This window comes from Paenibacillus sp. R-74696 (assembly GCF_055814915.1).
The window spans coordinates 168,432-191,381 of the sequence record NZ_JBPULM010000031.1 but is presented as its reverse complement, the minus strand read 5'-3'; the positions used below and the strand labels follow the sequence as shown (position 1 = coordinate 191,381).

Sequence of the window (22,950 nt, the reverse complement as noted above, 5' to 3'; positions counted from 1 at the left end):
CCTTCCTTTCATCGAAAAAACGGAAAGGAGACCGGCAGCGAATGCTGCCCTCTCCTCCGTCCTTCATTGCTGTTGTCAGCGCGCGTTACTGGTTTTCTGCATACCACGCGTTGACTTCATCCGTAATTTTCTGGCCGCCGTTATCCAACCATTCTTTGACGAATTCATCGAAATACTCGATCGGCTGATCGCCGTAAATGATTTTGAGGTAGCTTTCAGTAGCAAGCTTCTTCAGCAATTCGCCTTTGGATTTCATCGTCGGTGTCATTGGGCCGGTAAAATAGTTTTTCCCCTCTGTAATGCCTTGGTTAATCCGGACGCCCTGAGCATCAATTTGTTTCTTCTTCATTTGTTTAACATCAAATTCTTTGGAGGTTATAGGCTCAGCGGTCGGATCGGCCAAAAACTTCTTGACTGGAGCCTCGTTGGAGTACGGAATCGTAACGCTGGAGCCGAGAATATTCGTCATCATGAATCTCATATCCATGCTTCTTCCATCTTTAAGCGGCCATTGGTCTGCTGGAACACCCGCAGCTTCGTATTCGCCCTTGATGAGCTTGCCGTTGTATTTCACAAAATCGTATCCTTCGTAATAACCGTCTTTCCAACGCGGATCGAAGTACGGATCGCCTTCTTGCTCCAATTGCTTCGCGAACATTTTGTTGAAATAAGCGAACCATACCTCGATATCCTTAAAGTCTTTGTTAAACACGGTAAAGCCCGAAACCAGCATCTTCTCCGCACGACCTACCAGGCCATCCGGACCGGCTGGAAGTGGATAAGGCTCAAAGTTGGCTTTGGGATCGTTATTGGTCGCGTCACTCAGCGGCCAGTCACCCATCCAGGCCGGACCAAACATGATGCCGGCTTTGCCGCTGGCAACCAATTCGGAGGATTTTGACGGATCCTTGATTCCGGCTTCCTTGTCCATATAACCTTTGCTCATCCAATCTTTCATCGTTTGCAGATACAATTTGGCGTCTGGGTTAATTGCGCCATAGCTCAGCTTGCCGTCTTCTCCCTTGTTCCAGAAGCTGCGGATGTCGGAGGTATTGATCATTTGGGTGGTGAGGGCTGCAACAATGGCGTCCGTCTGACCCATCCAAGTCCATGGTCCTTCTTTAAGCGGAACGGCCAGACCGATCGTATCGTTCTTTCCGTTTTTATCAGGGTCATTCTCCGTAAATTGCTGGAGTACGTTCTCGAACTCGGCCAGCGTCTTAGGCGGCTGAAGACCTAGATTATCAAGCCAGTCTTTGCGAACCCACATAACGGTGCCTTCATCGCCCATGAAAAAGGATGGCAAACCATAAATTTTGCCGTCTTTTTTGACTTCTCCCAGGGTATATCCATAGTTTTCTAATAATTCCTTGTATCCTGGATGCGCATATTTTTCAATTGCTTCGTCTAGAGACATTAGCTTATTGGCTGCAAGCAAGCTTTGAAGCGGCTCGCCCTGGGCTCTGAAAGCATCAGGAAGCTTGGCGCCGCTGGAGAGCAGGAGGCGAAGCTTCGTATCGTAATCTTCCGGTTTCGTTACAATAAAATCGAATTTCACGTTGATGCCCATATTGTCCTTCATCCAGCGTATATTCATGTTGTCTTCCATCGACTCGCCGGGCTTGAACGCATTGCCCCTCGAAGCGCCATCATCGACTATGGCTGTCGTAATCGTAACCGGAGGGTCAAACTTCTGTTCCCACGTACCCGCCCCAGCCGAAGAGCTTTCAGTTGTGCTTGCCGGGCTGCCCGATGGCTGTTGATTATTATTGCCCGAACATGCGGCTAAAGTCGGCAATACTCCAATCGCAATAGAAAGCGCTAACAACTTTGCGAACTTAACATAATGACCCATGTTTTACCCCATTTCTATACTTTGATGGTACAAAGCTAATTATAGGGTCATAGAGCAGCTGTTTATATATTCGGTTTTTAACCTTATATCGAAAATCGTACATTCCTCTTTTCGGTCAGGCTTTCCTTGATGCTTAGGTGTGTTTTTCGCTGTCTACTCTAAATTCGATCTTAACTACATTTAATGCTGCCGCAATAACTTGATGCATATCAAAATATTTATACATCCCTAAACGTCCACCTAACAGAACGTTTGGTAATTCTTCCGCTAGTTTACGGTAATTTCTATACTTTTCATTATTACTATCGTCATTTAAAGGGTAGTATGGTTCGTCACCTTTCACCCATGTTTTTGGGTACTCTTTAGTTATAATCGTCTTTGGCTGAGCGCCAAATTCAAAATGTTTATGCTCAATAATTCGGGTATACGGAGTTTCCGCATCCGTATAATTTACTACTGCATTTCCTTGATAGTTTTGTTGGTCTAAAGTAAATGATTCAAACCTTAAACTTCGATATTCTAATTCACCGAATCTGTAATCGAACAATTGATCGATCATTCCTGTATAGACAATTTTCGGATATTGTTCCAAGTATGATTCTTTATTCACAAAAAAGTCTTGATTAAGCTCCACATCAATCAATTTACTCGACAGCATCTTTTCAATTATTTGTGTATAGCCGCCTACAGGAATCCCCTGATAGCGATCATTAAAATAATTATTATCATAAGTAAAACGGACAGGAATTCGTTTAATAATGAAGGAAGGTAATTCAGTTGCTTTACGTCCCCATTGTTTTTCTGTATAACCCTTTACCAGTTTTTCATAAATATCGGTTCCAATTAAGGAAATCGCTTGTTCTTCCAGGTTTTTTGGATTTGAAATCTTCGCAGCGGCTCTTTGCTCTGCAATCCTTGTTAGCGCCTCATCGGGGGTAATGGTCCCCCATAACTGGTTAAACGTATTCATATTAAAAGGTAAATTGTAAATTTCGCCTTTATAATTAGCAATGGGGCTATTAGTATATCGATTAAATTCGGCAAATTGATTGATATAGTCCCATATCTCTTTACTATTTGTATGAAAGATATGGGCGCCATATTTATGCACATGTATACCTTCTATATTTTCTGTGTAAATATTACCACCTATATGCGCTTTATTATCGATAACCTTTACTCGTTTCCCTCGTTTGGCTGCTTCATAGGCAAATGTACTGCCAAATAGTCCAGATCCCACTACTAAATAATCGTACTGCATTCATTTTCACCTTGCCTTTCATTCAATTGTGAGAAATAAAATAAACCTGTGGATTTTAAACAACATCCACAGGTTTGCAATTTTTAATTAAATCCTACAATTTTCTGTGACACTTTATAGGCAGATATGGATATACTGCGCCCCAAATGACCCGGTATATTCATTAGTCTTCCCATTACCCCATATCTGATACTGTTGTATAGTTGAATATCTTTTTCTTTAATATACTTCCATAAGTCTTTTTTCTTCCTCAGATTATCTTCTTTTCCCGAACGGATTAATAATATCGTAGAAATAACGGTGATAATTTCAAGGTGATTCAACATATATTGACGAAGTTTTGGGGTTGTGATATTTTCAATGTTTACTTCGTCTATCATGAGTTTATTTACTTTTAGCTGTTGGTCAATTCTTTCAATCATTACTTTCTCGTTGACTGATTGATCCTCTCTTCCAATAAAATACCGGTAGAAATCTACATTCACATAATAAATGAACTCGACTTTTTCCAGCGGTTTAAACACAAACAGATTGTCCACATAAAAAGTATGCTCTGGAAGTTTCAATTGGCATTCCTTCAATAGATCCGTACGATATATGATAGAATGCATCAAAATATACTGGCCTTTACGAAATGATTTAATTTCGTCCCAAGTAAAAATGCGTCCTTCAGGAAAGTTTTTTTCATACTTCATTACTTTCCTATGCCGTTTACCTTTTTTTTCATAGACAAAATTACTAACAACCATATCTACTTTCTTTTCTTCCATAACCAATTTTTTTAGTGCTGTGAGTATTTCTTGATAAGCCTCTCGATCAACCCAATCGTCACTGTCAACTACCTTAATAAATAATCCGGCAGCAAACTTAATACCCGTATTGACCGCACCACCATGGCCCAAGTTTTCTTGATGTATCACTTTGACAATAGATGGATACTTATCCTGATAGTCATCTGCAATCCTTTTAGTACCATCGCTAGAGCCATCGTTAACGATAATTATTTCAATTTCTTCTCCGTCAACAAGGAGGCTGCTAATACAACGATCCATATAATCTTGCGAATTGTAGCAAGGTATTATGAATGACAATAGTTTCATAACAAAACCTCTTCTTATTTTCTTATAGTAACCATTATTTTTTCTCTTCTCTAAAAATGATTTTAAGTATAGGGAAGTATACCCAAAATGAAATGAAAGCATTAACAATCATTGTAATTAAATCCGCAGTCGTTTCACCGGATTTTCCAAATTCAGAAATGAAATAATTATAAATAGGATCTTTATACCAACCCTGAAGCGCCCCGGCGCTAATTGTAATCAAAATGTAGGCTACCAGATACCAAAAAGCCGCTTTATAAATATTGCTCTTTGAACGGAAAGTAATATTTCGTTGAGCAAAGAAATTAATGACCTGCGCTACTGCCAAAGTCAATTGAACGGCAATGAAGTAAGCGAGTCCACCGCCTCCACCTGAGGAGATTGAACCTAACGGATAGTTGAAAATATAATAAACGGATCCATCAAAATTATGGCCTAGCGGCAAAATTTGAAAATTATTTTCTACTAATTTAGTTCCATTAAACATGGCTTTCAAAACCGGCATAAGAATCATTTGAAAAATTGTAATGCCGTTACTTAATATAATAAACATAATGAATTGAGCTATTTTGGGATGTTTAACTCTATAATTACTCCAGCGTGCCTTAATTCCACTCACTACGATCACTTCTTTCCACTTTTACACTAAAGCGCAATTCGACTGTTTCTGTCTGATTGGATGTAATAGTCAATGTTCCTTCACCAGCGATACCCGTTGTCTTAATATAAGTACCACACATGCCCCCTTCTGCTGTGACACAGTTTGGACCTACGATTTCTATCGCGCCTTCTGCTTTTAAAAATACAGGTAGATGTGAGTACGTTGCATTATTGTTGTTTGCATCTACTACTCGAATACGGACTGATGCAACATCAAATGTATCTGCTTCCATTAAATCAGTTCCACTTACTGTGGTTTCTATATGAATGCTAGCATTAGAGGCCTTAACTACCTCAGCGACAACTTCACCATTTTTAATGGCTTCAAAGCGATAGACTGGCGCTGACACTCCCCAATTTTCAATATATTTGAAAAACAACCGGTAAAACGTAACTGGTGATACAAGGTGACGAAGCATCACCCAAAGTGCTTTGAAAATATACTTTGGAGGTAGTGCAGTACCAAACCGTTGAATAGCTAATAGACATTCTTTAATGGCTTCAGCTTTCTTATGAGAATACTTTTCTCCGTCTTCAATCACATTCCCGACAGTGTCATAAAATTCAATAGGTGGATGTGGTAAGTGACGGAACCGTTTGTTGATGGGTTGAAATTCCCGAATCATTAATTCATTCTTATACAGGCGTACTTGGTCGGCATTAGTGAAAATATAGTTCTCACCAACCGCACCACCAGGATAATCACCAATATGCATATCTGAACCAACTTCCAGAACTGCTGCATCTTCGGAGAAGCTGGCATAGACTTTGGCAGCAAGTTTAGGGTTACGGAACATGTCCATGACGCCATGGTAACAAATACGGTCACCTGACCCAAAATCGCCATGGGTTTGATAATCAAACATGCACCAACCAAATGCCCCCGCAATATCTTCTTTTTTATAAACCTCATTTAAAACATTGGCATGACGCATAGCGTGCGACAGTCTATGGGTGGGACTATCCGTTGCTTTTGTTGGAAACATGTGACCATTGAACTCAGCAATCAAATATGCTTTATTCTTATTTGGTGAAATCAACCACCTTGGCAGTAACCCACCATTCTTTCCTGTATGAGAAAAATCATTGAATGCATAAACATCCTCTAATAGACTACTCCTCCATAGGAAGCGAACCCCGCTCGTCTGTCTGCTATGATCCAAGCGGTGAGCAATTTCATTTGTCTTTGCGTACAGAGCATCATCATCCTGTGACTCATTAATACGCACTCCCCAAAGGATGATCGAAGGATGATTTCGATACTGCAAGATCATTTCTTCTACATTGTCACAGACAATTTGTTTCCACTCTTCATCATTTTTGATATGCTGCCAACCTGGCGTTTCTGTAAATACAAGCAATCCTAAACGGTCACAAGCATCAAGAAAGTGCTTAGACTGAGGATAATGAGAGGTACGAACCGCATTGACATGCAGTTCTTCTTTTAAGATTCTAACATCTTCCACTTGCATGGACGCAGGCATAGCATATCCTACATAAGGATAGCTCTGATGACGATTTAATCCACGAATTTTATATTTCTTGCTATTCAAATAAAATCCATCACTGCGAAAATCTACTTGACGAAATCCAAAAGACACGTTGTATTCATCAATGATGTCCCCATTCTGATTCTTTAGCGAGGCTATTAATGTGTACAGATAAGGAGTTTCTGGAGACCAGGCTTGACTATCTGAAACACCGATGCTGCATTCCTTAATTACTGCCTCCGATACATTCAGACACTTCTGGCCAACTACTTGTTGTTGCTGATCTAACAAACTTAATTCAAGCGTTTGGGTTGTTTCAGGCTGACTGATTGTAACATCAATTAGTGCTTGAAACATGTCTGGTGTTCGCACAAAAACATCTGCCACATAGCTTTGATCTGCTAGCAACAACCATGCCTCGCGATATAGTCCACCATATGTCATATAATCAATCACATGTCCAAATGGCGGTACATTTGTATCCTCTCGTGTATTGAGGCGAACAACAATTCTGTTCTCTTCTCCGTACACCAACTTATCCGTTACTTCTACCCGAAATGCAGTATAGCCACCGTTATGAGTAATTAACTTCTCCCCATTGACAAAAACATCCGCCACATGAGCAGCACCATCAAACTGAAGAAACAAGCGCCGGCCTTTCCATTTATGTGGAACTTTCAGATAACGTCTATAACCACATATCATCTGACAAGAGCTTTCCTCCATGTAGTGTACAGGTACTTCTTTACATGTGTGGGGCAGCCTTATGGCTGTCCCCTCCCCTGTGAAGTTAATAAATTCATCCGTTATATTCTCTATAAAACTCCATCCATCACAGATACTAATTTTTTTCATTTACTTTTCTCCATTTTTTCATTTTGAAGTTGTAACGGTATAAATTAACTTTTCTGAATTGGATTGCTTCATAAAGCTAGAAACCACTGCTGCAACTGTGCCAACAGCAAAGGCAATACCGAAAATAATAACTGCTTGAGGGTTACCACCAATAAAATTAACTCCATTCACAACATCCGACAATGTTGGAAAGCCTAAATAAAGATGCATCGACAGCGCTGCGCCAAAACAAATCGATGGTACAAGTGGCGCAAAAGAATAGTTTTTAAACAAAACCAACAATTCACCTAAAACACCAATGATAATCAGGCTAAAGGTTACAAAGGAAAAGGTACGATCGCCATAATCAAAAATGATAAACGCAATGTTTGCTACTAGCATCACAATGGATGCCATAAAACCAATCCAAAAACCAAGCGCTCTATCTTTAAATAAGACCATCTTAGTTCCCCTCCTTTACATTTCTTCTATAGCCGTTTCTGATGAACAAAATTAAACTTAATAATGTTAATGCAATAAGCGTGTAATTGGTCACTTTAAGAAAGGTTTGCCACCACGGTGTAAAATCACTAACTTCGGTTTCTTCTGTCAAGCCATTGAGCAAATTAGACTTGGCTAGTGAATAATAGAAATGTTTATTCGCTCGTCTTAATTCTTGTAGAACATAACCGTCCTTCTTACTTGCGAGGTATTTATGAATTTCGCTGGCACGACCAGTGTCAGCATTAAAGGTATCTGTTCCCGCAACGAGTGATTCAATTGTTGGAATATTAGGATTGCCCTTAACGGAATCCGTTATCGTTACGCCTTTGAAGCCCCATTCATTTCTTAGAACATGCGTCATCGTCGCTTTATCGCTATAAGCCAAGCTGCCACCAATTCGGGAGAAAGACATCATCGTGCCAAGGGCACCACCCTCTGTAAATGCGCCCTCAAAACCTTTTAAAGGACCTTGGCGATAAGCCTGTTCCGTCATAAATGTAGACAGCTCTTGTCTATTCGTTTCTTGATCATTTGAAACAAAATGTTTAATAGCAGCCGTTAATCCCTTGGCTTGCATCTGTTCTGTCTGAGCAGCTCCTAGCAGATAGGATAGAATGCTATCCTCAGAGTAGTATTCAAAGTTACGCCCGCTAAACGGCGTCCGGTGTAAATTCGCTCCTGGAGACCACAACTGTGTGGTGCCGCTAAACAGGCTATCCTCTGCAATAAACGCGCCTCGTTCTGCTAATAATTCGTGATTCCAAGTTGCAGCTGCCACGACTTGACTGACATGCGCAGTTGCTGGCTGATTGCCTCCATACAAATAACTGGATTGAGATCCTGAAGGACCATCTGTATTTTTGTTGGCAGGCTTATTAATTGATTTCACTGCTGGTTGGCCAAAATTCTCACCAATCGTTGCGCTTAATTCACTAACCGTTAATTGATCCAAAAATTTGTTCCACGTCTTATCATCTTCAAAGGGAACATCTTTCATATCAATGAGTTTGAGTGTAACATCTGCACCTTGAGTAAAGCTGTCATATTCAGGTGCGTCCTTTGGTTTTTGATATTTTTGATTGTTCATTACCTCTTTAAGTCCATCGGTTGCCACGATATCTTTATAGGGTTTCGGATAAGTATTCCAATCATTGCGTGTTAAATAAGTTACAGTATTCTCAGCAAAGGAGTTAAGATCAACTTCATCAAACTGATTCGAAACAATTTCGCCCGTATGTTGTGACTTCGCATACGTTGTGTTGTCCAATGATTCTAATACAACAGATATTGCCTTCCCCGGCTCCCCATCTACAATAGAACCATCTGCTGATGTTAGTTTGCCTTTTACGTTTTCGCCTTCTTTATTAGCCAAAATATTATTTAAAGCATCATGGCTGTCACTTCCAATGGCAAAATAATATTCACCTGGATCAAAGACATAACTACCATTCTTGCTTGGATCAGCACCATTTTCAGCGTTGGCATCATAAGTTGCGAACAGATACTCATCAATAGTGACTGTTACTTCCTCAGATTCTCCAGCTGCCAATTCCTTAGTTTTACCAAAGCCAATTAGCTGGATTGCCGATTTCTCGGATTGCCCCTCTTCAAATGGAAGTTGAGCATATACTTGAACTACTGACTTCGACTTTCCAGTATAAGTTGATGCTTCAGGATACCCTTGGTTGGTAACTTTAACCGTTGCTGTTACCGTTTTTGCTTGTCTATCCCAATTAACAGCTGTTAACTCTTGGGAAAAATCAGCATAGGAGTTACCATAGCCAAAGGAGTAAACCATTTCATCTGCATAGTTCCAACGGTCTTTATTAACAAAAGCACCTGCATTACTGTCAGCATTATGAAGCCCTAGAACAGCATCATGATACCTAGTTTCATAATATTTATATCCTTGATAGATCCCTTCAGCTTGAACAATGTAGTTACCATCATCATTCGCGTATTTAAAATCGCCTGCATTTCTGACTGCTGGCGCAGATAGTGAATTTGCTGCAAAGGTATCAGCCAACCTGCCTGAAGGATCCGCTTTGCCTGTTAAAACATTGGCAACGCCTCTGAATCCTATTAATCCTGGATTCCCGATCCAGAGCGCGGCATCTACTCCATATTCTTCTTCTTGAATCCAACCAAGTTCCATGGCGTAGGCGCTATTGATTAATACAATGGTCTTAGAGAATTTTCCACTGTCCTTAATCATCTTTAACAAATCTTTTTCTGTTTCATGAAGGGCCAGGTGAGAAATCCCGTCCCTGTCAGAAGTCGCTAAATCTTTACCCTCTCCACCATCGCGGGATAACATCACAATAGCCGCATCATTGTAACTATCCTGATACGTGGCTTGTAACTCGCTGGTATAGAAACTTTTATCAACCTCTCCAATAAACCAATCCGGAGCTGCCTTGACTCTGGCAACGCCACTGTTTTTATAGGCATCGAATAGCTTGTCATTAAGTTTGAAACCCGCTTCTTCCAATGCGCTACGCAAACTGACCTGGCGTTTTTCGTCCATACCTGGTCCGCCAGAATTTCCACTGAACACAGGATCGGCTGTTGAACGACCAAATAATGTAATACTGCGTTCTTCAGACGTTAGTGGCAAAACATTTTGATCATTCTTTAAAAGAACCGTACCTTCTTCCATGGTTTGTACGTCATGTTTATCGGAATCTGCAATCATGTCTTGCAAACCTTTATCAGATAACTCGTAATCGCTCTTATATTGCATAGTGCTTGCATCTGCTTTGATTACAGGTGCTGTAACATTTAGAAAGACGTTTACTTGACCGCTCCAGCTCATCAGTAATTGAGTCATTAAAATACTAAATATTAAGAGGAATGCAAAAACAGATGTTAACCCACGCCATAAATTCGATTTATTTCTCAAGGTGTTACCTCCCCAAACAATCGCTAGTTAATTTAATTTGATGCAGCTTCATCACCAGTCAAAACAACATAATCGAAACTGGCTTGTGTTCCGTCAACTATAATAGATGTATCAGGGAAAGCAACCGATGCCAAGTACTCTTCTGCAGATAAAGCTGGCCCATCGCCGCCGACTGCCTGACCCATCTCATCAGTCCATTGTTTCGTATTAACATAGCCAATTGGGTTGGCGCCTGCTGAGTGAGAATTATTAGAAATAACTGCTGTAGGCTTTGACAACTCAAGTGTAATGAGTCCCTCTTCATCTACTGAAGTTAAGCTTCCATAGTACTTAGTAATGTTTGCCCCTCTGGGAACCACATCATATTTTCCGTTGTCATTAAATTCTAAATGTCCAGAAAAATAAGTTTCAGTAATTGTTAAGCAATACGTATTGTCTGAAAATGTCTCAATACCTTGTACACCGAAAGTTGCTTGCTTAAAGGTATGCTCAGGGAAAGCACTCATAAATCCGACATTGGTTGTTGAGGTATAATACCCTGTCAGGTTACTTGATCCAGATGACTTCTCTCCATCCGCTCCCTTTCCACATGCAGCTAAGCAAATTACGATCACCAACACACTAATTACTGTAAATGCATTTTTTACTGATCTTTTTTTCATGATTTTTTCCCCTTTGACTTAAGTATTGTATACGCTTTCCAAGTGCATACTTATTGTAAGAGATATTACTTTTATTTTGTGATTCTTCGCATATTCTCATAGTATTAAAGAAAACTTAACAATCGCACTTTAGTTTATGATGTTTTTTTTTAGTTTACGATATGTCGGAGGATATCTTATTGACAAGGAGAGTTTCACTTCATATAGTGAAAATTGACCTAGATAAGCCGGAGAGGTGACAGATGATAATCAAAATAGCAATTGTGGAAGATGATACTAATCAGGCCCATTTATTAGAAAGTCATCTTAAAAACTATGGCTCTGAAAAAGGACTTTCATTTAACATCACGCATTTCCCCCAAGCGGTATTACTACTGGAAAATTACACTGCAAATTTTGATATCATATTTATGGACATTCAGTTACCTTATATGAACGGGATGGATGCTGCCCGTAGTATTAGGGCACTCGATAAAGGAGTTATTCTAATCTTCATTACAAATCTCACCCAATATGCTATTCATGGTTATGAAGTGGAAGCGCTTGATTATATAATGAAGCCTGTTGAATATTATGATTTCGCTCTAAAAATGTCTCGTGCTATACGTAGAATTAATGAGACACCAAAAAATGACGTTCTTATTACAACCGATAATGGCATCCTCAAAGTTTCTCCTAAAAGTATTAGCTATGTTGAAACCGAAGGACATCATGTGATCTATCACACGGCGGATGGAGTATTTCGACAGTATGCAACGATTTCATCCATTGAGAAAAAACTGCAAGAATATGATTTTTTCAGATGCAACAATTGTTATCTTGTTAATCTTGCGTACGTTCAAAGAATACAAGGATATACCGTTTCACTGGATGGCGTCGACTTGCGAATAAGTCAGCCTAGGAAAAAAGCTTTTGTTAAAAAATTAATGGAGTATGTAAGTGAGAAAAACGTATGAGTGAGATCATCTATGGTTTGTTAGATGCATACTCAAAGCAGATTATCATTCGCACGGCCAGTCTAATTGAGTTTGTATTTTGTGTATTTATACTGACACCACCCTTTCAAAAAAAGAAAGGTTTTGGAATAAAGTTAACTATAATCACTCCTTTCGCTTTTCCGCTTATTCTTTTAATGTCAGTATTTATTTCACTAAATCCCCCTCTTTATAAAGGCATGCTGAATATTTTTATTTATTTATTTGTTTTACTCGCTCTATACTTGCTTTACCAGGAAACCTTTTCAGAACTATTGTTGTGTCTCTGTGGAGGAGTAGCCATCCAGGTGATTGTAGGTCGTTTATATGAAATATTCATTATATTTTTCGGTAAAAATCCTTATGAAACGCTTTCCCTTTTCAAGGAAATTGTTCCATTGCGGGATTGGGCATTATACTCGTTGATCCATTTTGTTTTTTGTCTTTTGCTTGCCCTTCTTTTTCGCCGAAACCACGTTTATGAACACGACAAAGCTAGTAAGAAATTAATTATTTCGTTTTCATTAATCTTTATTCTTGTTACAATGATACTTACTGCTTTTAGCCGCTCATTCGAGGGCGAAAACAATATCTTAGATTTTATCATTCGGTTTTTTTCAATTTTTTATGCTTTGCTTACTTTATTATTGCGTACAAGAATATTAGAAACAAGCAAACTTAAACAAGATTTATTAATTATGGAAGAATTGCTGTATTCAGAGAAAAAACAGTTTGATAATATGCGAAGTGAAATTGAAATTATTAATATGAAATCTCATGATCTTCGCCAACAATTGTCGAGTATTAGTTACAAGCTAACAAACCAAGAAGTTGAATCTTTGAAGGCTGCCATTGAGGTTTACGATACAACTCTCAAAACGGGGAGTGATATCCTGGATGTCATTCTCTATAAAAAACAGCTTTATTGTCAAAAAAATCAGATTCGCATGAGTTGCATGGCTGATGGCCATTGTTTATCTTTTATCTCACCTACTCATTTATATTCTCTTTTAAGCAACGCCATAGAAAATGCTCTGGAAGCCGTACAATCAGTCAAGAATGACAAGAAACGAATAATTTCTATTTCTATAGGTAAAGAAAATGGTGTTATTGGCATTCATGTCACCAACTATTTTAATAGCGACTTTATTATTAGAGATAATTTTCCACAAACCAATAAGAGTGATAAGAGTCGTCATGGTTTTGGCATAAAAAGCATGCGCCATATTGCTGAAAAATATAATGGAACACTATCCTTTCATACAGAGGAAGACATGTTTTATCTGCATATTTATTTCCCCAATGCTTATTTATAGGAAGCGGATCATTGCAATTCTATTGATATGTTTAATTAAGTACGGACTTTTGGTAATGAGTAACTATGGGGTTAGACATAAAAAAGATCCTTTACAATAGAATGGCAGGTAGTACCTGTCCATTCCATTGTAAAGGACCAATCACATGGGTAAGTTGTTGTTTTGACTCTTACTCTGAACGCGGCAATTTCGCAACGTAAGGACTGCTCGTAAGAACGTAAATTATTTAATGATATAGAGAGATCCAAATCCTTGCTTTCGCAAAATTCGCGCTGCTTTTCTTGATTTGAAAGCCTTCGCAGACCATATAATGACATTATCCTCACGAACCAGATGCTTCTTCCATACATAAGGAAGGCGACCTAACGAAATATTAATCGTTCCCGCAGTAGGCTCAGCCAAATACTCGACAGCATCCCGGATATCAATAACTTTGTATTCATGAAACTCTTCTCTCCGTTTCAAAAAGTCTTGATAATCGATAAGCATGAGATTCGGTAAAGGCCATAAACAGCGTATAGCTACGAACATTACAATCATTATGGATAAAAAAATATACCAAAACATCCCGAATCCCTCACTTATCTCATTCGGATTTTAATTGCAGTTACCAATAAAAGCATGCGCATGCATTTAATTTAACGCAAAAAGCAAATGGTGTCAAGCCTAGCGTGTCCCTTTCATGGACATTTTCTACAGACTATGCTTGACTCCTCCGCTCTTTATAAATTTATCCGTTCGCGAAGCTCCCGATTACGATATTGACTAGGTGATTCAGTCATTAGTCGTGTAAATAAAATAGTAAAATAATTTGCATTTTCATAACCAAGCAAATGGGCGATTACCGAAATTTTCAGCTTGGTTGAAACAAGCATTTGTCTAGCTTCAGCCATTCGACGATTCAAAATATAATTGATCGGCGAGTCGTTATACTTTCGATGAAACACATGAGAAATATAATAGGGACTCAAATGAAACTCGGTAGCAATCTCCTGCAGCGTAAGATGGCGCAAATAGTGAATATCCAAATATTCTTTAATTCCAATCGCCAAGGATTCTGCATCCCGAACCTTATTCAAGGTCGTATTTTCTTTATTCAACCGATGTACCCAAACGACCAATACCGTCAATAATTGCTGGGTGGCCTGCTGGTACTGATCCCGTTTATGCTGCGCCTCTTCAAATAACAAATCAAATAACGATTGAATCGTATTTTTATGTTCTTTTGTTTTCATGACAGGACAGCATTCGAGCGGTATTAACATCTCCATATCCGGATGTAAAATGCCGCTATAGTAAAGCGCTAGCGGATTATTCTCGCTGGAATACTCTTCATGAATTACGCCTTTATTGTATACTAACAGGTCTCCCGCCTGCACCGCGTAACGCTCCCCCACAATCGTCACAACGCCTTCGCCCTTCGTTACAAAAATCAGCTCGCTGAAATGCTGATGCCGATGCGTCGGGAAGCTCCAATCCGGCTGCTCCAACACTTTTCCAATATATTGTAAGGTTAGATTCATAGATGTCCTCGTCCTCATATCCCAAGTTGGCTGCTCTAACATCATTATCATTTATACAGGCTGCAAATAGCAAGATCTATCACATTTTGATGAAGGAAGCCAAGATGTTGCATTGTAAATCCATTGATCAGAAACTATGATTATAACTTGTATATTAGATAGAGAAACAGACAGGATAGGAGAATTTTCAATGTTAAATTCACAATCGCTTGCGGGTGTTCAGTCGCAGCGCAAGGAGAAAATGCCAGCCTCGCTTATGTGGTTAACGATGGGAGCCTTCGCCATTGGCATGACCGAATTTTTAGTCATGGGACTGCTGCCTAACGTGGCGTCCGATCTTAACGTGACCATTCCCCAAGCGGGTCAAATCATTACGAGCTATGCCCTAGGTGTTGCAATCGGTGCACCCCTATTGACCATTTTGACGCATTCCGTTGCTAAGAAAAGATTGCTGCTGCTGCTTATACTCATTTTTATTCTGGGTAATGCCTTTTCCATGCTTGCTCCCACGTATCCCTTGCTCATCTTTGCAAGAATCGTGACGGCGCTGGCGCATGGCACTTTTCTTGGAGCCGGCACTTTAATCGCGACACATCTCGTTCCTCCCCACAGAAAGGGAAGTGCCGTAGCACTTGTATTAGCTGGACTTACGATTGCCAACATTGTTGGCGTACCCTTTGGCACCTTTATCGGTCAGGAATTCGGATGGAGAGCTTCTTTTGGCGTCATCACTGTTTTGGGCATTGTTTCACTTGCAGGAATATGGAAATACATCCCTATTATTTCCGAAAGCCACAATGCGAGCGTTTGGCAGGAAATTAAGGCTGTTGTTAAACCTCAGGTTTTGCTAATGCTTATAGCTGGCTTATTTGGCTGCGCAAGCCTGTTCGCCTTATTCACCTACATCTCGCCGGTGCTTCAGGAGATGAGTGGATTTAAGGAGCACAACGTCACCTGGATTCTTGTCATTTTCGGCATATCCGTTACCATCGGCAATTTAATTGGAGGCAAGCTGGCGGATTGGAAGCTGCTCCCTGCTCTTATGGTTAATTTTGCATTTTTAAGCATCGTGTTAGCCGCTTTGTCGGTTACCTTGTACAATCCTATTTTGGCCATAGCCACTTTATTTATTTGGGGAATTGCCGCCTTCAGCATTATGCCGGGCATTCAGCTCCGCACCATGACTTTAGCGAGTGAGGCTCCCATGCTTGTCGCGACGTCCAATCACTCTTTCCTCAATATGGGAAATGCCTTAGGTGCCTACATTGGCGGCGTCGTCATAACGCATTCTGGTCTAGGCGGCTTGCCATGGCTGGCAGCGGGCCTGGCCTTGATCGGTTTCTTACTGGTCATCGTCATCCTATTAACTGATAGAAAGACCGTTCGTATCTAAGCAGCTAAATAAATAGAAATAACTTTGCAGCCCTTCATTCCTAGCAGTGAATACTGGGCGAAACGCAAACAGAAGAAGACCGTTTTTCACGGTCTTCTTCTGTTTTAAAGACTTGTTTACTTGATAGGCTTCACTTCAATCATTTTTTCTATTCCTTTACGTTCATCTGCATCAAATTCATCGTGAATTTCCCCTACAATTACTTCGAGAATGTCCTCTATGGTTACAAGTCCAGACGTTCCGCCATATTCGTCTATGAGAACAGCAAGATGAACTCGCTCCTGCTGCATACGTTTAAGCAATACTTTCAAAGGTGTCGCTTCGGAAACAGTCACAACAGGATGAAGGAGCTTTTTCACATCCAATTCGCTGTCAATCTTATCATGTTGTAAAAATAATTGCTTCGTATTAATCATCCCTACTATATGATCTTTATGATCTGTCGCTACTGGAAATCGTGTATATTGCTCCTTCTGAATAATCTCCATGTTCTCGGATATAGATAAGTTCGTAAATAAACAAACCATATCGGTTCTTGGAACCATGACATCCTTCGCAACCATATCATCGAAAGCAAAAATGCGATTCATATAACCATATTCTGTATTGTTAATTTTACCACTTTGAAGGCTATCGTTTAATATGATTTGAATCTCTTCTTCAGAATGCGCTTCTTCATGCTCTTTAGCGGCCTTTAAGCCGAAAAAACGAACCAAAGCATTTGCTGAACCATTTAAAAGCCAGATGAAGGGATACATAACCTTATAGAAAAAGATAATCGGTTTGGCTACAGCAAAACTAACGAATTCCGGCTTTTGAATAGCCCACGTTTTCGGAGCAAGCTCACCCACAACGACGTGAAGAAAGGTTACGAGCGAGAAAGCCAATATAAAAGATAAGATGAGACTAATATCGGTGTTCAAGTTCATGCTTTCAAATACAGGGAGAAGAAGCTTCTCCACGGCTGGTTTGCCCAACCATCCTAGACCTAATGCAGTAATGGTTATACCCAATTGACATGCAGACAAATACCCATCCAAATTTCGAGTTACGTGTAGCACAGCACTAGCATTTTTCCGCCCCTCTAAGACCAATTGGTCTACACGACTGGAGCGAAGTTTAATGATGGCGAATTCAGTAGCTACAAAAAATGCGGTCAGTAAAATTAGCAAAGCAATCAAGAACAAACTTAAACCCGTACTCATTTGAGTCTCATCACAATCCTTCTTTTTATTTTGAGTTCATATGAACTATTATATTGAACTCTTCAATAAACCTCAAAATGCAATAAAGATCATGAATGGCTGCTTTTGATTAAATAAGGTCATTTTTGCAATAAAATAATCACTTCTTCATGTTTCTCTATATCTCATGTCGTTTTGCTGGTCCTTACAGAAAATGTGTCTATCTGAGAAACGTTTGTTAAGGCAAGTAACATGATCCAGCTGGAACATAATAGGCCTATCAGCGATTGTCCAGTGCGCTAACGGTAAACCAGCCAAATTCAGCCCACCCAGGTGCTGCCTGTTCCTTTATGGCACTTGTCGTCTGATCTTTTACAGCATCCGATTTAGCATATACGCCTATTTTTGCTCCTACCCATTTGCTGACCGTTGCTTGAAATAACGGGATGTTCAGAGCAACGAAGTGCTCTCCATCCAAACTATATGCAAAGGAGCATCGGGCTCCTGGGTGTACATCTACTCGTAACACAACATGATCTGCTTCAATGGGGGCTTCCCAAATCACCGTTTCCTGATCCTCGTTTCCGTGTACCAGCTGCAATTTTCTTGCATTCCTTGATTTGCTGCTGCAAATACGCAAGGCAGCATACTGGTATCCAAACACAATTAATCCGGCCTCCATTCCTGCTGGGGCAGCCGAAATGTCCAGTAAGGTAGCGGCTCTAAACGAAGGCGCTGGAAACTTCTGCAACAACAAATGCGGGGCATGAAACAAAGTATCTTCCCTATTCAGGCGCGGCTGGGCAAACAATCTTAGCCAACCCGGCCGCTGCGACAGAGAGTACCAGGTGTCAGACGGATTGGCCTGCCACTGCCATTGCACGCCAAGAGCGGATGCTGCAAAATCATCAGATGAAGTCGGCACTTCGCAAGGATACTCCCTTCCTACATCAGGTTTGCGGTACCGTTCGAGCGGTTCTCCCACGCCATTCCCATCCACAGCATTCCCCATTACCGGCCAGCCATTGACCCACGCAACGGGCTGCATATGCACAATTCTCCCGTATGCACCTTTATCCTGAAAATGCAGAAACCATGATTCCCCAGATTCTAGTTCTACCCATCCACCCTGATGTGGGCCATTTACCTTTGAAGCTCCCTGAATAAGCACAACACGCTCTTCATACGGACCGTAAGGACTGGTAGCCCGAAATACCGCTTGCCAGCCGTTCTCCACACCACCTGCAGGAGCAAACACGTAATAGAACCCTTGTCGCTTGTACATTTTGGGACCTTCCAGTGTGGGATGTCGCTCGGAATCGTGGAAAATAATCTGGCCCTCACCCAACAGTCTTTTTCCATCAGGCGACATTGGGCGCAGACACAACCGATGCTTAAGGCCGCTGCGGCTTTTAGCAAATGCGTGAATCAAATAGGCTTGTCCATCCTCATCCCAGAAAGGACAAGTATCAATGAGGCCTTTGCCCGCGTGTACAAGATGCAGCTCCGACCATTCTCCTGCTGGGTCCTCGGCGGTCGTCATAAAAATACCTACATCAGGATCACCATAAAAAATCCAATACCGGTTGTCATGATAGCGGAGGCTCGGTGCCCATACACCATTCCCATGCTGAGGTCTGTCGTAACCTTCCAGTGGCATACGCTTCAGGGCATGATTGATAAGACGCCAATTTACCAAATCCTTTGAATGCAGAATCGGAAGTCCTGGAATATGTCCAAAGCTGGAGGCTGTCATGTAGAAATCTTCACCTACCCGAATGACATCAGGATCTGAATAGTCGGCGTGCAGTATAGGATTTCTGTAAGTCCCGTCCCCCAGGTCAGCAGTCCATGGTTCTAAGCCATATTTCGGTTTGATAGGTTCCTTCATCATTCTAGTTTCCTCCTATTGTTCAGCTATTTTTGTTTGAACTCGCTTGGGCTCATGCCCGTGTACTTTTTAAATACTTTAGAGAAATACGCACGGTCTGAGTATCCCAGCATATAAGCTACATTCTCTGCCGTTTCATTTTGTCCGCTGAGCAAACGTTTGGCTTCCTCCATTTTCAGAAGATGCACATGATCTGTAAAATTCAAACCGGCCAGTTTCTTGAAATACCGTGAGAAATAGTTTGGGTTCAGATGCAGATATTGCGCAATATCAATAGAAGTCACATTTTTGTAGATATACTGATAAATAAAAGCGTTTATAACCTTAAGATCAGGATTTGTATTCTGATTGTCTGTATAAGCCGAGCGCTTCTGCTCCATAAAATCGTCTGAAAAAACACTCATGATCACAAGGGCCTCTCCTAAATTCAACGCTTGCTTTATTTCCTGTTGAAGCCGCTCATCCATTGTCCCCTTCAACTGATAGACCGCCTGCTGCAGCATGCGGATCAGCAGATCCTGAACTTGTTTAGCTTGCGGTTTTTTTTCACGAATAAGCTTTTCAATGGTGCTTGCATAAATGAGGACAAGGGATCTGTTAAACTCGCTTAATGCGGCTGCCCATTTTTGACAATAGGGCTCAATAGCAGTTAAATCTATATCGTCTCTTGTTTCAGCTTGGCTTTCAAGCCCGTCAATTGTAATCAACCACGCAGATTCGTAATACGAGCTTTGCTGTTTCCTGATCATCTCATCAACCTTCAATTTCAACTGAACCAGTGAAACAGGCTGAAAGGATATTAAGAAACAACAATTGATTTTTAGGAATTCCGAAATCTTCTCATGAATGTGGTTGAGATGCCCACGGACAGCTAATGGTTCATCTAAGTTGACGGAGAAGTTAGCAATGAACCATAACTGAAGCCCTTCGGCTTGAATGGGGGTAATCCCTGTTCCTTCCGTCAGTTCTTTGGCTATGTTGTACGCTGCATATTTGACTAGCTCCAGGTTGTTCCGATTATAAACGTTCAGCATGGAGCCTATATCCAGATGGCATAAAATAACCATATAATTAGGAAATACCCACTCGATCCCCAGTCTTTCTCCTTGCTTTAATAATGACTCCGGCTCAGAGGCTTTAAGTATTTCAAGAAAGAACCGCTGGATTAATAGATCCTTGTTCCGCTCAACATCGCTTTTATAGGCTATCTTCTCCAGTTCGGTTTGGGCAGATTTCATTTTTGCAACCGCTTTTTCGACACTTTGAATAATTTTATCAGGGCTTAATTCGTCCTTGACGATATAATCATCCGCTTCTATACTCATAGCCTCTTTAAGATAATGAAAATCCTCATGACAAGTTAAAAAAATAATCCGCAGCTCGGGATATACAGACCGGAAATATTGAGCGAGCTCTATACCGTTTCCATCAGGTAATCCAATATCCGTAAGCAGGATGTCCGGATACTCTTTCATAAATAATTCTTTGGCTTCACTAACTGAAAAAGCTGCAGCACAGACCGACAGATCATGACTTTCCCAAGGAACAAGCCTTTGCAAATATTCAACAACCGGCACATCATCGTCAATTAGCATCACTTTGGCCATGTTACATTTCCTTTCCAACTATTCATTCCGGGTATCCGTAAAATACATGCAAAACCCTTGGGGTAATTTGGCGTAACCGTAAAAGATGTTCCCTCACCATAACTGAGAATTAAACGCCTTTTCACATTGTGAAGACCTACGCCTTTTTCATCTGTCGACTGTTCTCCTGAAATCAGCTTTCCACTCAGCTCCTGTAGTTCCTCTTCACTGATCCCGCTGCCGTTGTCCTCCACCCGGATTTCTATCATGTGATTAACCGCCTCGACAATAACACGAATGCAGGGATTTGAATGATTTCGTTTTATTCCATGAACGATACTGTTTTCTACCAGAGGCTGAAGCAGCAGTCTTGGTACAACTAATTGACGGTATTGTTCAGGCAACACGATATCGAGCTTAATGTTTATCCGGTTTCGCAGCCGCATAATGGACATATATTCTGTTAACAGATTACATTCCTCATATAAAAACAAAGGCTCATTTACCCGCAAATGTGCCCGCAATAAAATCATTAAGGAATCAATATTCTCACTATTTGAGAAATCTCCCTCCAAGGCCAAATTGCACTTTATGGAATTTAAGGTGTTAAGCAAAAAATGCGGCTGAATTTGAGAAAAAAGAGCATACAATTCGATCGTTCGCTTCTCTTCTTGTTCCTCCTCAATTTTCCTCATTAAGGAATGAATATTATTCAGCATATGATTAACCGCGCTGCCGAGCTGAGCGATTTCATCTTGCCCCTTCACACTGTAGCGAACCGAAGTATTCCCTTCTCCATATTGCTTAACCACGCGCATCAGCTTTCCTATTGGACGATTAAGCCCCCTGGCAATCACAAAAGATATAAAGAGAAATATAAATAAAACAATCAGTATTCCCATCAGTAAGAAGGAGAAGCGCTGTGTAATCTCGCCTGTAACCTCTTTTATATCCACTTCAAAGGTCAGCTTCCATGGCGTTCCTGCTACCTCTGTCTGCTCCAGCATCCAGCCTTTTTGCGCAGCAGCAGGCAAATGCGGGGCACTCCCATCCATCCCAGCTATGAGCAGATTCTCCCCGCTATACAACGAGAATTTCCCATTTGTTGTATTTTCAAATAATTGGATGAAATAAGACTCGGGAATCCCGATAAATAAGGTGCCCAATATTCGGTTTTGTACAGGATCGTAAACGGACTTTTTGCAATAATAATAGTATTGTTCAGATGCCCTTTTCTGCATTATCTCAGGCAACTCTGACCGGAACCATTGTACGACTCCGGAAGCTGCCTCGGATGTGGTCATGTGCTCGAACTGCCTGTCCATTCTTAGCAGCTTAATATCTTCAGTTGTTAAAGAACCGACAAGTGGATAGTCCGCTTCATTAATAAAAAAAGTATCAACATGCAATAGCGAGAGTTTACCCACCAGAATGGTCATGCTCTCATTTAAATCCGTATAATTTTGATAATCCTCAAAATGATCAAAGTGCCGCAGCTGATGAAGCTTTCTTAAATCGTAAAATATACCGTTAGCCTGAGGTGTCGTAAATTGATTTACCGTATACAAAATATCATTTGCGGTTTTCGATAGATCATTTGCCATTATGCCCGTGATCCCCTTCATATTTGCATGTGCATTAACTTCGCTGGACTGTTTGTTAGCAAAATAGGAGAACCCTGAAATGAATAGCAACGGGATAATCAAAAACAGCAGCAATGCTGCCTGAATCCTCTGGTAAAACGATATTCGATACAACCACCTCATGCTGTATTCCCCCAAAGTCTGCTTTCTTCTGATACTACACGAGGACTAT

General features: G+C 40.7%; 16 protein-coding genes and 1 pseudogene. 3 read left to right on the top strand and 14 right to left on the bottom strand.

Annotated elements, in window-relative coordinates; translation table 11 throughout:
• Positions 1-85 precede the first annotated feature (85 nt).
• The 8 genes from ACSR9A_RS15855 to ACSR9A_RS15820 form a co-directional block, all read right to left on the bottom strand.
• Positions 86-1,855 carry an extracellular solute-binding protein gene (locus ACSR9A_RS15855; RefSeq protein ID WP_473758202.1) on the bottom strand — a complete coding sequence of 590 codons (1,770 nt, stop codon included), beginning with the start codon at positions 1,853-1,855 and terminating at the stop codon, positions 86-88.
• Positions 1,856-1,988: 133 nt separating this feature from the next.
• Positions 1,989-3,116, bottom strand: a complete 1,128-nt coding sequence (gene glf, locus ACSR9A_RS15850; RefSeq protein WP_473758201.1) for a UDP-galactopyranose mutase — start codon at positions 3,114-3,116, stop codon at positions 1,989-1,991.
• Positions 3,117-3,199: 83 nt separating this feature from the next.
• Entirely contained in the window at positions 3,200-4,216 is a 1,017-nt protein-coding gene (locus tag ACSR9A_RS15845) for a glycosyltransferase family 2 protein (protein WP_473758200.1), read from the bottom strand.
• A 34-nt stretch (positions 4,217-4,250) separates the two neighbouring features.
• Complete coding sequence (locus ACSR9A_RS15840; protein ID WP_473758199.1) at positions 4,251-4,835, bottom strand: hypothetical protein; 585 nt, start codon at positions 4,833-4,835, stop codon at positions 4,251-4,253.
• Positions 4,822-7,221, bottom strand: a complete 2,400-nt coding sequence (locus tag ACSR9A_RS15835) for a glycoside hydrolase family 2 protein (protein WP_473758198.1) — start codon at positions 7,219-7,221, stop codon at positions 4,822-4,824. The genes ACSR9A_RS15840 and ACSR9A_RS15835 overlap by 14 nt, the downstream gene beginning before the upstream one ends.
• Before the next feature lie 18 nt (positions 7,222-7,239).
• Positions 7,240-7,662 (bottom strand): hypothetical protein, encoded by a 423-nt coding sequence (locus ACSR9A_RS15830; protein ID WP_473758197.1) that lies wholly within the window; start codon positions 7,660-7,662, stop codon positions 7,240-7,242.
• 1 nt (position 7,663) lies between these two features.
• Entirely contained in the window at positions 7,664-10,606 is a 2,943-nt protein-coding gene (locus ACSR9A_RS15825) for a glycoside hydrolase family 3 protein (RefSeq protein ID WP_473758196.1), read from the bottom strand.
• A gap of 32 nt (positions 10,607-10,638) precedes the next feature.
• Positions 10,639-11,268, bottom strand: coding sequence for a hypothetical protein (locus tag ACSR9A_RS15820; protein WP_473758194.1), 630 nt, complete (start codon positions 11,266-11,268; stop codon positions 10,639-10,641).
• 242 nt (positions 11,269-11,510) lie between these two features.
• Here ACSR9A_RS15820 and ACSR9A_RS15815 point away from each other — a divergent pair, with 242 nt between their 5' ends.
• Together ACSR9A_RS15815 and ACSR9A_RS15810 are read left to right on the top strand one after the other, a co-directional pair.
• The gene (locus ACSR9A_RS15815) at positions 11,511-12,224 is read left to right on the top strand and encodes a LytR/AlgR family response regulator transcription factor (protein ID WP_473758193.1); all 714 of its coding nucleotides are present in this window, start codon (positions 11,511-11,513) and stop codon (positions 12,222-12,224) included.
• Complete coding sequence (locus tag ACSR9A_RS15810) at positions 12,221-13,558, top strand: ATP-binding protein (protein ID WP_473758191.1); 1,338 nt, start codon at positions 12,221-12,223, stop codon at positions 13,556-13,558. Before ACSR9A_RS15815 ends, ACSR9A_RS15810 begins: the two co-directional genes overlap by 4 nt.
• Before the next feature lie 222 nt (positions 13,559-13,780).
• Here the strand turns inward: ACSR9A_RS15810 and ACSR9A_RS15805 are convergent, their stop codons facing one another.
• The gene (locus ACSR9A_RS15805; RefSeq protein ID WP_473758189.1) at positions 13,781-14,125 is read right to left on the bottom strand and encodes a rhodanese-like domain-containing protein; all 345 of its coding nucleotides are present in this window, start codon (positions 14,123-14,125) and stop codon (positions 13,781-13,783) included.
• Positions 14,126-14,280: 155 nt separating this feature from the next.
• Positions 14,281-15,081, bottom strand: a complete 801-nt coding sequence (locus ACSR9A_RS15800) for an AraC family transcriptional regulator (RefSeq protein WP_473758187.1) — start codon at positions 15,079-15,081, stop codon at positions 14,281-14,283.
• Between the two features lie 190 nt (positions 15,082-15,271).
• Between ACSR9A_RS15800 and ACSR9A_RS15795 the strand changes: the two genes are divergently transcribed.
• Positions 15,272-16,474, top strand: a complete 1,203-nt coding sequence (locus ACSR9A_RS15795) for an MFS transporter (RefSeq protein WP_473758185.1) — start codon at positions 15,272-15,274, stop codon at positions 16,472-16,474.
• Positions 16,475-16,608: 134 nt separating this feature from the next.
• Here the strand turns inward: ACSR9A_RS15795 and ACSR9A_RS15790 are convergent.
• The 4 genes and pseudogenes from ACSR9A_RS15790 to ACSR9A_RS15775 all read right to left on the bottom strand — a co-directional run.
• A pseudogene (locus tag ACSR9A_RS15790) lies at positions 16,609-17,679 on the bottom strand (hemolysin family protein); the annotation flags it as partial.
• A 259-nt stretch (positions 17,680-17,938) separates the two neighbouring features.
• The gene (locus ACSR9A_RS15785; RefSeq protein WP_473758184.1) at positions 17,939-19,552 is read right to left on the bottom strand and encodes a glycoside hydrolase family 43 protein; all 1,614 of its coding nucleotides are present in this window, start codon (positions 19,550-19,552) and stop codon (positions 17,939-17,941) included.
• Positions 19,553-19,575: 23 nt separating this feature from the next.
• Positions 19,576-21,156 carry a response regulator transcription factor gene (locus tag ACSR9A_RS15780; RefSeq protein ID WP_473758182.1) on the bottom strand — a complete coding sequence of 527 codons (1,581 nt, stop codon included), beginning with the start codon at positions 21,154-21,156 and terminating at the stop codon, positions 19,576-19,578.
• Positions 21,144-22,853, bottom strand: a complete 1,710-nt coding sequence (locus ACSR9A_RS15775) for a sensor histidine kinase (protein WP_473758181.1) — start codon at positions 22,851-22,853, stop codon at positions 21,144-21,146. Before ACSR9A_RS15775 ends, ACSR9A_RS15780 begins: the two co-directional genes overlap by 13 nt.
• Positions 22,854-22,950: the final 97 nt, after the last annotated feature.

Excerpts from the sequence above, each read along its gene's own strand:
- ACSR9A_RS15800 (WP_473758187.1), bottom strand. The coding sequence starts at position 15,081 with ATGAATCTAACCTTACAATATATTGGAAAAGTGTTGGAGCAGCCGGAT.
- ACSR9A_RS15780 (WP_473758182.1), bottom strand. The coding sequence starts at position 21,156 with ATGGCCAAAGTGATGCTAATTGACGATGATGTGCCGGTTGTTGAATAT.
- ACSR9A_RS15810 (WP_473758191.1), top strand. The coding sequence starts at position 12,221 with ATGAGTGAGATCATCTATGGTTTGTTAGATGCATACTCAAAGCAGATT.
- ACSR9A_RS15795 (WP_473758185.1), top strand. The coding sequence starts at position 15,272 with ATGTTAAATTCACAATCGCTTGCGGGTGTTCAGTCGCAGCGCAAGGAG.
- ACSR9A_RS15835 (WP_473758198.1), bottom strand. The coding sequence starts at position 7,221 with ATGAAAAAAATTAGTATCTGTGATGGATGGAGTTTTATAGAGAATATA.
- ACSR9A_RS15805 (WP_473758189.1), bottom strand. The coding sequence starts at position 14,125 with ATGTTTTGGTATATTTTTTTATCCATAATGATTGTAATGTTCGTAGCT.
- ACSR9A_RS15855 (WP_473758202.1), bottom strand. The coding sequence starts at position 1,855 with ATGGGTCATTATGTTAAGTTCGCAAAGTTGTTAGCGCTTTCTATTGCG.
- ACSR9A_RS15830 (WP_473758197.1), bottom strand. The coding sequence starts at position 7,662 with ATGGTCTTATTTAAAGATAGAGCGCTTGGTTTTTGGATTGGTTTTATG.
- ACSR9A_RS15820 (WP_473758194.1), bottom strand. The coding sequence starts at position 11,268 with ATGAAAAAAAGATCAGTAAAAAATGCATTTACAGTAATTAGTGTGTTG.
- ACSR9A_RS15815 (WP_473758193.1), top strand. The coding sequence starts at position 11,511 with ATGATAATCAAAATAGCAATTGTGGAAGATGATACTAATCAGGCCCAT.
- ACSR9A_RS15785 (WP_473758184.1), bottom strand. The coding sequence starts at position 19,552 with ATGATGAAGGAACCTATCAAACCGAAATATGGCTTAGAACCATGGACT.
- glf (WP_473758201.1), bottom strand. The coding sequence starts at position 3,116 with ATGCAGTACGATTATTTAGTAGTGGGATCTGGACTATTTGGCAGTACA.
- ACSR9A_RS15845 (WP_473758200.1), bottom strand. The coding sequence starts at position 4,216 with ATGAAACTATTGTCATTCATAATACCTTGCTACAATTCGCAAGATTAT.